Annotated in this window: 13 protein-coding genes; 11 read left to right on the forward strand and 2 right to left on the reverse strand. The window is 62.1% G+C overall.

The window, feature by feature from the left end:
* Positions 1-99 precede the first annotated feature (99 nt).
* Genes ACTHL0_RS10410 through ACTHL0_RS10425 form a run of 4 tightly spaced genes read left to right on the forward strand, consistent with a single transcriptional unit; the run spans position 100 to position 4503 of the window.
* Positions 100-960 carry an SDR family oxidoreductase gene (locus ACTHL0_RS10410; RefSeq protein WP_440566646.1) on the forward strand — a complete coding sequence of 287 codons (861 nt, stop codon included), beginning with the start codon at positions 100-102 and terminating at the stop codon, positions 958-960.
* Positions 961-977: 17 nt separating this feature from the next.
* The gene (locus ACTHL0_RS10415) at positions 978-3173 is read left to right on the forward strand and encodes a VTT domain-containing protein (RefSeq protein WP_440566681.1); all 2196 of its coding nucleotides are present in this window, start codon (positions 978-980) and stop codon (positions 3171-3173) included.
* A gap of 2 nt (positions 3174-3175) precedes the next feature.
* Positions 3176-4018, forward strand: coding sequence for an endonuclease/exonuclease/phosphatase family protein (locus ACTHL0_RS10420; RefSeq protein ID WP_440566647.1), 843 nt, complete (start codon positions 3176-3178; stop codon positions 4016-4018).
* On the forward strand, positions 4015-4503 hold the full coding sequence (locus ACTHL0_RS10425) for a phage protein NinX family protein (protein WP_440566648.1): 489 nt from the start codon (positions 4015-4017) through the stop codon (positions 4501-4503). Before ACTHL0_RS10420 ends, ACTHL0_RS10425 begins: the two co-directional genes overlap by 4 nt.
* Before the next feature lie 41 nt (positions 4504-4544).
* Here the strand turns inward: ACTHL0_RS10425 and ACTHL0_RS10430 are convergent, their stop codons facing one another.
* Positions 4545-5708, reverse strand: a complete 1164-nt coding sequence (locus ACTHL0_RS10430; protein ID WP_440566649.1) for a metallophosphoesterase — start codon at positions 5706-5708, stop codon at positions 4545-4547.
* A gap of 247 nt (positions 5709-5955) precedes the next feature.
* On the opposite strand from ACTHL0_RS10430, the gene ACTHL0_RS10435 reads away from it, so the two are divergent.
* Positions 5956-6279: a hypothetical protein gene (locus ACTHL0_RS10435; protein ID WP_440566651.1), complete on the forward strand. Its 324-nt coding sequence runs from the start codon at positions 5956-5958 to the stop codon at positions 6277-6279.
* Positions 6280-6378: 99 nt separating this feature from the next.
* On the opposite strand, the gene ACTHL0_RS10440 is transcribed toward ACTHL0_RS10435, so the two are convergent.
* The gene (locus tag ACTHL0_RS10440; RefSeq protein WP_440566652.1) at positions 6379-6963 is read right to left on the reverse strand and encodes a malonic semialdehyde reductase; all 585 of its coding nucleotides are present in this window, start codon (positions 6961-6963) and stop codon (positions 6379-6381) included.
* 263 nt (positions 6964-7226) lie between these two features.
* Between ACTHL0_RS10440 and ACTHL0_RS10445 the strand changes: the two genes are divergently transcribed.
* The 6 genes from ACTHL0_RS10445 to ACTHL0_RS10470 all read left to right on the forward strand — a co-directional run bounded on the left by ACTHL0_RS10445 (position 7227) and on the right by ACTHL0_RS10470 (position 13913).
* Positions 7227-7832 (forward strand): alpha-ketoglutarate-dependent dioxygenase AlkB family protein, encoded by a 606-nt coding sequence (locus ACTHL0_RS10445; protein ID WP_440566653.1) that lies wholly within the window; start codon positions 7227-7229, stop codon positions 7830-7832.
* A gap of 351 nt (positions 7833-8183) precedes the next feature.
* On the forward strand, positions 8184-8750 hold the full coding sequence (locus ACTHL0_RS10450) for a hypothetical protein (RefSeq protein ID WP_440566654.1): 567 nt from the start codon (positions 8184-8186) through the stop codon (positions 8748-8750).
* 132 nt (positions 8751-8882) lie between these two features.
* Positions 8883-9236, forward strand: a complete 354-nt coding sequence (locus tag ACTHL0_RS10455; RefSeq protein ID WP_440566655.1) for a DUF3564 domain-containing protein — start codon at positions 8883-8885, stop codon at positions 9234-9236.
* 601 nt (positions 9237-9837) lie between these two features.
* Positions 9838-10935 (forward strand): porin, encoded by a 1098-nt coding sequence (locus ACTHL0_RS10460; RefSeq protein WP_440566656.1) that lies wholly within the window; start codon positions 9838-9840, stop codon positions 10933-10935.
* 307 nt (positions 10936-11242) lie between these two features.
* Positions 11243-12319, forward strand: a complete 1077-nt coding sequence (locus ACTHL0_RS10465; protein ID WP_440566657.1) for an NAD(P)/FAD-dependent oxidoreductase — start codon at positions 11243-11245, stop codon at positions 12317-12319.
* Positions 12320-12530: 211 nt separating this feature from the next.
* Positions 12531-13913: an amino acid permease gene (locus tag ACTHL0_RS10470; RefSeq protein ID WP_440566658.1), complete on the forward strand. Its 1383-nt coding sequence runs from the start codon at positions 12531-12533 to the stop codon at positions 13911-13913.
* Positions 13914-13983: the final 70 nt, after the last annotated feature.

Consider the following 13983-nt stretch of genomic DNA (forward strand, 5'->3'; position numbering starts at 1 on the left):
TGCCTCCGGTCGCCGCTATCGGGCATACCGGGGCATGCGCGTTGCTCGCCGTTGGTCATTGGCGCCGCGTTTGCGGCGCTTGCTATCGAGGAGCCGACAATGACGAGCAGACCGACACCCCCCATGCCGGAGCAGCAGCAGGAGCAAGTCCCGGGCAAGACCGCACCGATGTCTCCGCAGCCCGATCACGGCGAACACAGCTATAAGGGGAGCGGGCGCCTGACGGGTAAGGCCGCGGTCATTACCGGGGGCGATAGCGGCATCGGCCGTGCCGTCGCCATCGCGTTTGCGCGCGAAGGCGCCGACGTCGTGATCGCCTATTTCAACGAACACGATGACGCCCGCGAAACAGCTCGCTGGGTGGAGCAAGCGGGCAGGCGTGCCGTGCTTGTCGCTGGCGACCTGGCGCAACGTGCGCAGGCGCGTGAAATCGTAGATCGCGCGGTGGATGCGTTCGGCCGCATCGACATCCTCGTGAACAATGCGGCGCATCAAATGAACTTCGAGAAGGTCGAGGATATTTCCGATGACGAGTGGGACCGCACCTTCGATGTCAACATCGGAGCGATGTTTCGATTGGTGAAAGCGGCGCTGCCGCATATGAAGACGGGCAGCGCGATCGTCAACACGACGTCGGTCAACGCCGATAAACCGCGGCCTACGCTGCTGCCGTACGCGACCACAAAAGGGGCGATTCAAAACTTCACCGGCGGCTTGGCACAGTTGTTGGCGGAACGCGGGATTCGCGCCAACTGCGTCGCCCCGGGGCCCATCTGGACACCGCTGATTCCAGCAACGCTTCCGCCCGACAACGTCAAGGAATTCGGCAAACAGACGCCGATGAAACGCCCGGGTCAACCGGCAGAACTCGCGCCTGTCTACGTCTTGCTCGCAAGCGACGACGCCAGCTACGTGTCGGGTGCAACCGTAGCAGTCACGGGCGGGGTGCCGATCATTTGACCGTTGCCTATTCGACGATGACGGGTACCGCAGACGTAAACGTTGAAATCAGTACGAACGAGCCGGCCGACGAGTTGGGCACGTTCCCGCGTCGGCATGGGCTGCTGGAGGTCGGGCGCAACTGCGAATCGATTGTCCATGCAGACCGATTCGCACTGCTGATCGACGGCAGCGCATACTTTTCCGCCCTGCGGGAGGCGCTTGCCCGGGCCGAGCGCACGATCTTTATCGTGGGCTGGGACATCGACAGCCGCATGCAGCTCGTTCCAGAAGGCGCAAACGATGGCCTCCCTGCGCCATTGGGTGAGTTCCTGCAAGCCCTGGCCACGATACGTCGACGTTTGCGGATCTACATCCTCGCGTGGGACTTCGCCATGATCTATGCGTTCGAACGCGAATGGATGCCCGTTTATCAAACGGGCTGGCGTTCGCGGCGCGGGATCGTATTTCGTCAGGACGGGACCCACCCGCGCGGCGCCTCCCACCATCAAAAGATCGTGGCGATCGACGATCGACTCGCATTTGTCGGCGGGCTCGATCTGACGCGCTCGCGTTGGGATACACCGGCGCATTTGGCGAACGACGCTCGGCGTCGCGACGCCAGCGGGCAGCAGTATGGCCCGTTTCATGACGTTCAGGCCATGTTCGATGGCGATGCGGCCGCGGCGATCGGCGCGCTCGCTCGCGAGCGCTGGCATCGTTCATGTGGCAAACGCATCGCGTTGCGCGCGCATCGGGCCGTCGATCGCGAGGCGGACCCCTGGCCGCCCGACGCACCGGTAGAACTGCGCAACGTCATGCTCGGCATTTCGCTCACGGAGCCGCCATACAGGTCACGCGAACCGGTTCAGCAAGTCCGCACCCTGATCTCCGATTCGATCGGGTCGGCGCGCGTCAATATCTATATCGAGAACCAATACTTCACCGCTGCTGTTGTCCGAGAGGCCCTAAGCCGTCGCCTCGCGGAAGACGAGGGGCCCGATGTGGCGGTGGTCGTGCCGCGCGTGCAGAGCGGATGGCTGCAAGAGGCCACAATGGGCGTGTTGCGGGCGCGCCTGCATCGAGCCCTCCTCGATGCGGACGCGCAAGGGCGCTTTCGCATGTATTGCCCCCATGTCGACGGTCTGGGCGAGGGGTGCGTCAACGTCCACAGCAAAGTCATGATCATTGACGATACGTTGATGACAGTGGGCAGTGCGAACTTGAATAATCGGTCGATGGTGCTCGACACGGAATGCAATGTGACGCTCGATGCCAACGGCGATGCACGCGTGCGTGAGGCGATCGGGCGCTGGCGCAACCAACTGCTGGCCGAGCATCTCGATGTTGCGCAGTCCGATGTCGCAGGCGCGTTGGCGCGCGAGCCTCGCTTGAACGCGGCTATCGGTACGTTGGCGCATCCCCGGGGAAGAACGTTGCGACCGTTCACCCCCGTCGTGACGGCCGATCTCGATGCGCTCGTGCCGCTCAACGCGTGGCTGGATCCGGAGCAGCCGATCGCACCGGACCAACTCGTCAACGAGTTCATCCCCCAGAGCCGGCATCGTTCATTGACGACGCGTTTTTTTGTGCTCGGGGGCTTGGTCCTCACCGTGGCGATCCTGGCCGCGGTTTGGCAGTTTACGCCGATCGGGCACCATCTCAATCTGGCCGAGCTCGCCATACTCATCAGACGAATCGATGCATTGCCATTGGCGCCATTGATCGTCCTGAGCGGATATGTGGCCGCGGCGATCGTGTCCGTGCCGATCACGCTGCTCATTGCCGCGATGGGGCTGGTCTTCGGCGCATGGCCCGGAATCGGATACGCGCTGGTGGGAACGATGCTGTCCGCGCTCGCCACCTACGGTCTCGGTGTGGTGTTAGGGCGCGATGCGGTACGCCGGTTGGCCGGGACACGCGCGAATCGGTTGAGCGAGCGCCTCGGGGAACGCGGTATCGTCACCGTCATCATCCTGCGGCTGTTGCCGATCGCGCCTTTTACCATTGTCAACCTCGTTGCCGGCGCCTCGCACATCCGTCTGCGCGATTTCATGATTGGGTCCGTGCTCGGGATGGTCCCGGGCATCTTGCTGACTGTCACCTTCGCTCATCAGTTGGTCAATGCCATTCGCCATCCTGATTTCGGCTCGGTACTTGCCATGTTGGCGATAGGCTCGGTGCTCGTGGGTATCTCGGTGCTACTACATCGCTGGCTGGGGCGGCGCAAGTGAATATGAACTTGAACGAACACGAGGAGGCTTCGCTGGATTTGGCAACCGATACCGCCGAGTTCCAGGGCCGTGCGGACGCCGTCCGGGGGCGAGTCTGCGAACTGAAGATCGCGACCTACAACATTCACGGCGGCCTGCCCGCATGGACCGCGCACGCGAAGCGGCAGATGATCGCGCGCATCGCGCAGGTCATCGACGAACTCGACGCCGATATTGTTGCATTGCAGGAGGTGCCGCTCGGCGGCTCGGACGCGCCCGATGTGCTATCCCAGCTTCGCGAGGCAACCGGGATGTCCGCTGTCGAAGGACCGACACTCGATACGCCGAAGCGCCGTTACGGCAACGCCGTGTTGTCCAGATTGCCCGTGCGCATGGCGCGGACCGTCGATTTGTCGTTCCACGGGCGCGAGCCGCGCGGGGCGCTCGATGCCGATATCGAATGTGCCGGGCGCCTGATCCGCGTCGTGGCGACCCATCTGGGGCTGTCCGCCACCGAACGGAGCACGCAGGTGCGCACCCTGCTTGCAGCCTTCGACAATAGCGAACTGCCGGTCATTCTGGCGGGAGACATCAACGAGTGGTTCGTACGCGGGCGAGCACTGCGCGCGCTCGTTTCGCATTTTCGGCGGGCACCCGCGCCTCGTACGTTTCCAACGTTCTGCCCGGTTTTTGCGCTCGACCGAATATGGATGCACCCGGGCGACTATCTGGTCGACGTCACCGTCCACCGCAGCGTGCTCGCGCGGCGCGCGTCCGATCACTATCCGCTCGTCGCGCGCATTCGAATGCCGGTGCATCCGCCCCATCTGCCGCACAAAGAGTCACTGGGAGGACAGGTGCTATGAAAACGAGCGAACTCGAGGGCCGCGCACTCGATTATTGGTGCGCGCGCGCATTGGTCGACGATGCAGAGGAAATCGTGTTCACCGAAGTCGAACCGTGCGTTGTCATTACGTTGACGCACGGTACGCTGCGCAAGCTGGCCCAGCCGTTTTCGCCATCGGGTGAATGGGCAGACGCCGTCGAAGTTCTGGAGCGCGCGGAAGAGCTGCGGTGGCTGCGCGGCGAGCAAGGCACGCATTGTTGGGTGCGATTCCGTGCAAGCGATCCCTGCGAGGCCGACGGCGATCATCCGCGCATCGCGCTGTTACGCGCATTCGTGCGCGCCCGCTTTGGCGATTCCGTCGAGGCGCCTCCCGTCGGACCGCATGCGGTTCGCGACCGGAAGGTGCATCCCTGCGATGCGGGTGGCGTGCCTCCGACCTACGGCGACAACGCAGGCGCCGCCGGCAGCGAGATCGGCGATATCCGCTCCGTGCCCAGGCCATAGCGGCGCAGTGGTTCATCGGCCGGAATCGGCGGCTCCGGATTTCAGATCTGCTGGCCGGCAACCAGCCGCAGGCGCGTGATTTCCGAGGGGGCACCGAGCCGCTTGGGCGGGCCCCAATAGCCCGTTCCGCGGCTCGTGTAGATCCACAACGCATCGAGCTTCGCGAGCCCCGCGGTGAACGGCTGCTGCAGGCGGACGAAAAAATTCCACGGGAAAAACTGCCCGCCGTGGGTATGCCCCGACAACTGCAGCGTATAGCCCGCATTCGCAGCGGCATGGGCTGTCCGCGGCTGGTGGGCCAGCAGCACCTTGATGTCGATGTCGTCGGGCGCATTGGCCAACGCTGCGGCAGGATCGCTGCGATGCGCTTCGTCGAAGTGGCCCGCCGAATAATCGGTGACGCCCGCTACGATAAAAGGCGTGCCCCGATGTTCGAGCACGACGTGCTCATTCAACAGCACGCGCAATCCGAGGCGCTCGAATTCCGCGATCCACTGAGCCGCGCCGGAGTAGTACTCGTGATTTCCCGTGACGACATAGGTACCGTAATGGGCCGTGAGGCGCCCGAGCGGCTGCGTGTGGCTGGCCAACTGTGCGACGCTCCCATCGACGATGTCGCCCGTTACGGCGATCAAATCCGGTTGCAGACGGTTGACGGCGTCGACGATGGCCTCGACATAGCGCGCTTTGATCGTCGGCCCAACGTGGATATCGCTGATCTGGACGATCGTCAGTCCGTCGAGGGAGGCGGGTAGCCCGTCGATGGGGACATCGACCGATACGACTTTGGCACGCCGCCGCGCATTGATGAAACCGATCGCCGTCGATAGCAGCGCGAGCACGGGGACGCTCACGGCCGTATCGATTCGCCAGCGGTCGAGCGCAAGCGCGTGACCCGAGAGTGCATCGATCGTCAGCGCCGACGCGAGCACGATGTCCCGCAGGAACGTGAACACGAGCAGCGACGAGAAGAGCCCCATTGCGATCAGGCCGACCCACGCAATGCGATCGGCTTGAGGCTGGCGCTCGAACGTTCGAGCCAGCATCCCGAGCGGGATCAAGCAACACGACAACACCAGCGCGAAAGCCGCAAGCAGTTTGACCGGCCAGCCGACCGGCAACTCGGGAATAATGCGCAACCCAACGTACAGGTGCGTCAACACGCCGATCAGAATCGCGCGGGTAAAGAAAGAGGAGCGACGCATAGCGAATGAGGAAGGATGCCGCGTAAGGGTGCCGCATGGCGGCAGTTCATGCCGCGCGGAGCGGCAGCGTGAAGCATTGTACCGATGGGTCACGAACCCTGCCGGATGCTGCCCGGTGCCTGCCGGTGTCGCGACTCACCCTGCTTTCCCACGTTGTGAAATGGTTCTAAGCTACGAATAGGCACGAATCGATTCGTTGCACGATTCGATTCGCGTGGTTCGGCGTTCGCGAGGGAGGAGGCGAATAATGAAAACCGTCAAATGGGGACACCACCGGCCGCACCGCGCGCATCATCTCAGCTACGAGGGCAGTCACGTCATGCTGCCGCTCGTGGGCCTTTCGTTGATGGCGCTGGCGGTCTATTACATCGTGCGTCGCCTCGACTGGCTGGAGCTCGGCCGTAGCGCGTTATTCGACGTCGTGATGGTATTCGTCGCGCTGGGCATCGCCGGGCTGTTCGGGGTAGCGGGCGCATGGCTGCGCTCGGACGGCGACGGAAAGGACGAAGGCTTTTGCTTCGTCGGCGCACTGATCGGTGCCACGGTTTTCTATATTGCGTTGCTGACGTAATCGACGGCGCACGACAAGATCCCGCAGTCGCGCACACCTTGCCGGCCTATCGCTGGCAAGGTGTCACTCGGACGCGAGCGGGTCATGGGGCCCACGGGCTCACGCAATGCGAGCCGCCTCATCGAACGAGAGGCGCGGGTTGCGCGCATGCAGCTTGGCGTGATCGCCGTAGCCGAGGTTGATCAGGAAATTCGACTTGATCGTCGTGCCGGCGAAAAACGTTTCGTCTACCTTAGCAGCGTCGAAGCCCGACATCGGGCCGGCGTCCAGTCCCAGAGACCGTGCCGCCATAATCAGGTAAGCCCCTTGCAGCGACGAGTTGCGCTGCGCCGTGGCGCGGATCAAATCGTCGTTGCCGACGAACCAGCTGCGCGCATCCGTATGCGGAAACAATTTCGGCAGATAGTCGTAGAACGCCATATCCATCCCGACGATGACCGTGACGGGGGCCGCCATCGTCTTCTCGACGTTGCCGGGCGAAAGCGCAGGCTTCAATTGCGCCTTGGCTTCGGCCGATTTGACGAAGACGAAGCGGCCCGGGCTCGAGTTTGCCGACGTGGGGCCCATGGCGGCCAACGAGAACAGTTGTCGAAGCAGGGCATCGTCGACCGGTTTGGGCAGCCAGGCGCTATGGGTGCGTGCTTCGCGGAACAGCTGGTCGAGAGCATCGTCGGAAAGTGGCATGATCGACGGTGATGGCATAAGCCCGGAGTTTGAAAGGGCTCAATGATAGCGATGGACGCGTTTCCTTGCAGGCGTCGCAGTAGATACATCGGGGCGGCGCTCGGCGTATCAGCAAGATATCGGATGGCATGATGCGTTCGTCGTGCGATAACCATGCAGCAACTAGGAATCGGAATAGGAATAGGAATGGGCGGGGAGATGACGGTTTTCGTTTTCAGGCGAGTCGAGCCGAATCGCACATAGGTTTTGAAGGTGTTGATTGAATGATCGATGACATGTTCGGCGGGGCGCCGCAAGTCGATGTCGACTGGTACCCGCATTGGTTGTCGCCCGACGAGGCGTCTGTCGCGCTGTCCGCATTGCTGGACGAAGTGCAGTGGAAGCAGGATCTGATCGGTACGCCCGGCGGCATCAAGCCGTTGCCGCGCCTCACCGCCTGGCAGGGGGATCCGGGTACCGTCTACGTGTACTCCGGTATTCGCAACGAGCCGCTTGCCTGGACGCCGACAGTCCAGGCCCTGCGTTCGCTCGCTGAAACGACGTGCAAGACGCGCTTCAACAGCGTCTTGTTGAATCGATATCGCAGCGGAGACGACAGCATGGGCTGGCACGCCGATCGCGAAGCGGAACTCGGCGCCGAGCCGGTGATTGCTTCGGTGAGCCTGGGCGTCGCGCGGCGGTTCGATCTTCGGCACAACGCGACGGGGCAACTGCGAGCCTATGAGCTGACGAACGGCAGCCTGCTCGTCATGCGCGGACGAACTCAGCGCGATTGGCGGCATCGCGTGGCAAAGGTGCCCGGTTTGCGCGGAGAGCGAATCAACTTGACCTTTCGCTACGTAGCGCCCCGCGATGGGGCCGCACGGTGACCGTTGGCGATTCGGCTTCTGCGATGGGGCTGTCCGTCGATTCGGCTTTTGTTCGGCTTCCCGAAACATCACGTTTCGACGCATCGCTGCGTTTGCGCTAAAAAACGAATAAGAAATTTATGCGCATAAAGTTTACTAAGACGATAAGTCCGTCCCTTATTGCAGAGGATATGGCCGATCCTGCCGATACTCTCTCGTCTCGAAGGCTCGCAAGGCCTCTATGCTGGCGATAGGGCAAACAGGCGTTCGTCGGCCGCGCCGACCCAGCACGGCTACCGTTGTGGCTGGCATGTGCGGCACGGAGTCGATTGAATACGGACGTGGAAGAAACGAGAGCCGATGAAGATAAAGATGAAGATTTTGTGGATCGCCAGCGCGCTCCTGGTCGCAAAGGCGACGACAGCGCTCGCGCAGCAGCCGGCCGTGTACCCGCTGCGCAGCCAGAGCGCGGCGCAGCAGGGCGTCGACAGTGCCTATTGTTATTGGCAGGCGAAGCGCCAGACGGGCGTCAATATGGCCCGTCAGTCGCAGCGTCCCGAAGCGACGCACGCGATTCGCTTTGGCGCCGATGCGGGCCGGGGGGCCAGCGAGCCGCCGTTGCCCGCTCCACTCGGCGCATCGAGCAGCGTTTCGCATACGCCGAAGGTTGGGGCAACAGGGACTGAAGCGAGCGGGGCGCCCGCGGCCAGCGATGTGCCTGGGCTGGGGGCGCAGTCCAAGACCGCGGCGGCGAACGGGCGTGCTGCACAGGGGGCCGCGCCAGCATCCAGTGCTTCCGGCTCGATGCCGGCTTCCACTTCGCCTTCCGTCTCCGGCACCGCCGGCCTGCCTCCGTTGCCGCCACCGCCGCCGCCCATGACGAGCTACTGGCAAGCATACGGGGACTGTATGCAAGCCCGCGGGTACGGTGTGCAATAGCAACTTGTATGCAAATCTGCTCCCCCTTTGTTCCCGATCGCGATTGACCTGGGCTGTGATTTCCTCCTCTTGCAATCGAGTGGTCACGACATAGACTTTATGTCTCGGCGAACATCGTTTGGGGGATAGGAGATGCGTCTGACTATTTTGATTAACGGTTCGGATCCCACCGTCAATCATGATTACGCTGTGCTCTGGCTCGACACCGATGAGCGGGTATGGTCCAGAGAATCGCATGACGGGATCGACCTCCCGCCCTGGGGGGAACTACGTGATGAAGGGGGTGTGACCCAGCTTTGCGCACCGACGGCCGACCAGCCGCTCTGCACATTGCGCGGCCTGCATGTGGACCGTGAATGCCCGACGGCGGCGCAAGGCGGCGCCCAATGGGCGTCGGGTACGGTCGGACCGACGGACGGCGTATGGCGCCTGCAAGCCGTCGAGAAGAAGACCGTCCAGCCCGAGGACAGTGTTTTTAGGCGGTGAGTCGCGCCCCTGCCCTGATCGCGTCGAAAAAGTTCTTACCGTTCGTTACGAAATCCCCCGGAGCGAATTTCGATTAGGTATAGTCGGCCTTGGCTATCTCGAGGCCAACCCTCCTAGGCCCGTTCGGCGTTTCGTCGGCGGGCCGTCTTTTTTTGCCCTTTGCCGCTATCGTCATCGCGCTGCCTGCCAGAACGGGCGGCAGGCGAGACCCAGTCGTTTGCGGAAAGAGAGTGGCTATGCGCAAAATGCCATCCGCGCGGTTTCTTCGGACCGATGACGGTCATATTAAAAGCGTTGCCATTTAGCAACTCTGTAGTAGCTTAATCGCCGAGCGCCGGGCCACTTCTTCCTCCCCCATATCACAAACCAAATCTGTTCAAAAACAATGAACTAGGGGTTTTCCCAGATTGATTGTTTCTTTTTGAGCAAGAATGTGTTGCGTGATGCACGTATACCCTAGCTAGGGTCACCACGTAGACTCGCCCCTCATCGGACGGGTCAATCGTTTTGACTACGTAGCCGCGTCAATAGCGGTGTCGAGGGTCAAGCCGTCTATTCCGAAGTCTGGCAGTGAGCCAGTTTTATAAAAGGGACTTCCCAAATGAAAAAAACCCTGGTCGTCGCAGCGGTTTCCGCCTCTTTCGCAGTCGCAGCCCACGCACAAAGCAGCGTCACGCTCTATGGCGTGATCGATGCAGGCATCACCTACACGAGCAACGTCACCGGCCACGCTAACTGGCAACAAACGTCGGGCGGCATCGATCAAAGCCGTTTCGGCCTGCGCGGTTCTGAAGATTTGGGCAACGGCCTGAAGGCAATCTTCACGTTGGAAAGCGGTTTCAACCTGAACAGCGGCCGTTACGCAAACAGCGGCAGCGAGTTCAACCGTCAATCGTACGTTGGCCTGTCGAGCAACTTCGGCACGGTCACGCTCGGTAAGCAATACGACGCCGAACAAGACTTCCTGGCTCCGTTGAGCGCAACGGGCAGCTGGGGCGGCACGTCGTTCGCTCACGTCGGCAACCTCGACAACCTGAACACGAACGGCGGCAACGCGGTCAACAACTCGATCAAGTTCACGAGCGCGAACTACGCAGGCTTCACGTTCGGCGGCACGTACGGCTTCTCGAACCAGGCTGGCCGGTTCGACAACAACCGCGAATACAGCGTCGGTGCGGCTTATCAGTACCAAGGTCTGCGCGTTGCAGCGTCGTACGCTCAACTGAACAACCCGCTGGCTAACACCCCGGGCGCGACCGACAATGCAGCGACTGTCGCGAACGGCAACTTCCGTGACCGTACGTACGGCGTGGGCGCATCTTACGCGTTCGGCCCGGCGCAAGTCGGCGCAGTGTGGACGCAAACGCGTCTGGACAACTTCCTGGTTGCCGCTTCGCTTCGTCAAGACAACTACGAAGTCAACGCCAAGTACAACCTGACGCCGGCTTTGGGCCTGGGCGTGGCATACACGTTCACCGATCAGCAAGGTTCGGGCGCGCTGAACACCTCGGGTGCACGCTTCCACCAAGTCGGCGCGCAAGCTGACTACTCGCTGTCGAAGCGCACGGACGTCTACGCTCAAGTCGTTTACCAACACGCAAGCACGGCTGGCGCATCGATCTACAACCCCACCTTCGGTGGTCTGTCGTCGTCGGACAACCAAAAGGTTGCTACGGTTGGCCTGCGTCACCGCTTCTAAGCCGGCTGTATCGGTCTAGTCGCACGAAAGGCGCCGCGCGCGCGGTCCCTTTCATTGCCGACGAACCCCACGTTTTCCGGAACGTGGGGTTTTTTGCTTTGTGCGCTCGACGCTCGAGCGCGCGGTTGCATGCTTTTCCCTACTCGCCGGCGGGCCACGGCCGTGTCGCATCGGGGTTCTCCCTATACTGGCTCTAGTCGTGCATGCGTCTGGCGAACCCTTCCGTGCACGTTCGATGCATCGGCCTTGATCAAGCAAGATCATTGGCAAGGCCATCGACATCATCGACATCAACGAGGTAGCGATCATGAGTGAAGCAGCGGCACCGAGCGACGAATCGGTGCTTCACACCGACGTCGTCATCATCGGCGCGGGACCGGTAGGGCTTTTCGCAGCGTTCGAGGCGGGCGTCATCGGCTTGTCCTGTCATATCGTCGATGCGCTTGAGCAAGTCGGCGGTCAATGTATCGAGCTGTATCCCGACAAGCCCATTTTCGACATTCCCGCAGTACCGGTCTGTACGGCCCATCAGCTGATCGATCGCCTCATGGAGCAATGCAAGCCGTTTGCGCCGCCGATTCATCTGGGGCACCGTGTCATGCGTGTCGAGCGCGTGGCCGACACCCCGCGCTGGCGCGTCACGACCGACCGCGGCCTGGTGTTCGATACCGCCGCCGTGCTGCTCTCGGCCGGCAATGGCGCGTTCGTGCCTCAGCGGGTAGGGCTGCCTGAAGCGCAAGCGCTCGAAGGACGCTCCGTTCACTATGCCGTGCGCAAGCGGGCGATGTTCGAGGGCCAGCGCGTGGTCGTCGCGGGCGGCGGCGATTCGGCGCTCGATTGGGCGCTCGCATTGCGGGGGCACGCCAGGCACATCACGCTCGTGCATCGGCGCAATGCATTTCGCTCAGCCGATGCCACCGTGCAAGAGATGAAGCGAGCCGTCGCCGCCGGCCAAATGGAGCTCGTGGTCGGCACGATCGCCAGGCTCAATGCCCCCGACGGTGTATTGCAGTCGATCGACGTCAAAACGCTCAGCGCGGACGCCACCCTCCCAGCGGATCATTTAATCGCGCTCTATGGGCTGGTGGCGGATTTAGGGCCGATCGCCGAGTGGGGCCTCGATGTGCGGGTGGGCCGCGTCAACGTCGATACTTCGTACTACGAAACATCCGTGCCGGGTATTTTCGCGGTGGGGGATATCGCAACTTACCCAAACAAGCAAAAGCTGATCTTGTCGGGCTTCCACGAAGCATCGCTCGCGCTGCGCAAAGCGTATTCCTATGCCTTCCCCGACAAGAAACGCGTGCACGTGCATTCCAGCTACGACACCGGTTTGTCCGAACGGATCCTTGGCACATCCACGACGGAGCCTGCCCACTCGTGAATTGAGCCGCATTGCGCTGGCGTCATCATTGACGGCCGTCCGATGGGGCTCGTTCGAAGGCGGCGCCCGCGGCCCGCACGCGCCGAGTGCGGGTTGACCGCAATGGGTGAGAGAGATGCGGCTCGCTATGATAATGGGCTTTGCCCGATCGATCATGAGTCGGCCGGGCACTTGAGCGATGCATCGTTCCCACCAGGAGAGGAGGTTTGTCTTGACGCGTCCCACGGAGCACAGCGGCTTACAGCGCGGGCTGAAAAATCGCCACATTCAATTGATCGCGCTCGGCGGCGCGATCGGCACCGGGTTGTTTCTCGGATCGGCCAGCGTTCTGAAGGCGGCCGGCCCTTCGATGATCCTCGGCTATGCGATCGGCGGCCTGATCGCGTTCATGATCATGCGCCAGCTTGGCGAGATGGTGGCGCAAGAACCGGTAGCCGGTTCATTCAGTCACTTCGCCTATAAGTATTGGGGCGACTTTGCCGGCTTTCTTTCCGGTTGGAATTACTGGGTGCTCTACGTACTCGTCAGTATGGCCGAACTCACGGCCGTCGGCACCTATATCCATTATTGGTGGCCCGGCGTGCCCACGTGGGTTTCGGCACTCGTGTGTTTCGTCGTCATCAACGCCGTCAACCTCGCCAACGTCAAAGCGTACGGAGAAACCGAATTCTGGTTTGCGATCATCAAGGTCGTGGCCGTTGTCGGCATGATCGTCTTTGGCGCTTATTTGCTCGAAAGCGGGCGGGGCGGGCCGCAGGCGTCGTTTTCGAACCTGTGGCGCTATGGCGGGTTCTTTCCCCACGGGTTCAACGGGTTGTTCATGACCCTCGCCGTCATCATGTTCTCGTTCGGCGGGCTTGAACTGATCGGTATCACGGCGGCCGAAGCCGACGATCCGGCACGCACGATTCCGAAAGCCGTCAATCAAGTGCTCTACCGCATTTTGATTTTCTACATCGGCTCGCTCGTCGTGCTGCTCGCCCTGCATCCGTGGAACGAAGTCGCGCAAGGCGGAAGCCCGTTCGTGATGATCTTCTCGCAGCTCGGCGCCGGGCTGATGGCCAATGTGTTGAACGTCGTCGTGCTGACGGCGGCGCTCTCCGTTTACAACAGTGCTGTCTATGCGAACAGCCGCATGCTCTACGGCCTGGCCGAGCAAGGCAATGCGCCGCGCGCACTGCTCAAGGTCGATCGCCGCGGCGTGCCGTATGTCGCCATCGGATTGTCCGCGGTTGCGACGTTCGCGTGTGTCATCGTCGACTATCTGATTCCGGCGCGCGCCCTCGACATCCTGATGGCGCTCGTCGTCGCGGCGCTCGTCATCAACTGGGCCTTGATCAGTCTCACCCATTTGAAGGCGCGTAAAGCGATGGTCGCAGCGGGCCAGCCACTCGTCTTCAAATCGTTCGCCTATCCGGTCGCCAATTGGATTTGCCTCGCGTTCATGGCGATGGTCCTCGGGATCCTCGCGTTCACGCCGGGCCTGTCCGTTTCCGTCTGGCTCGTGCCGGTTTGGCTCGTGGTCATGTGGCTCGGCCATGCAATGAAGCGGCGCTCGAATTCGGCTGTGCCGGTAGGCGTCGCCAACCGATAAGCGCGTTCGGCGGACGATGCGCGGCGCCTTGCGTCGCGCATCAGATCCCGCCTTGGGAACGGGACCGAGG

The organism is Trinickia sp. (genome assembly GCF_051961175.1).
GTDB lineage: Bacteria > Pseudomonadota > Gammaproteobacteria > Burkholderiales > Burkholderiaceae > Trinickia.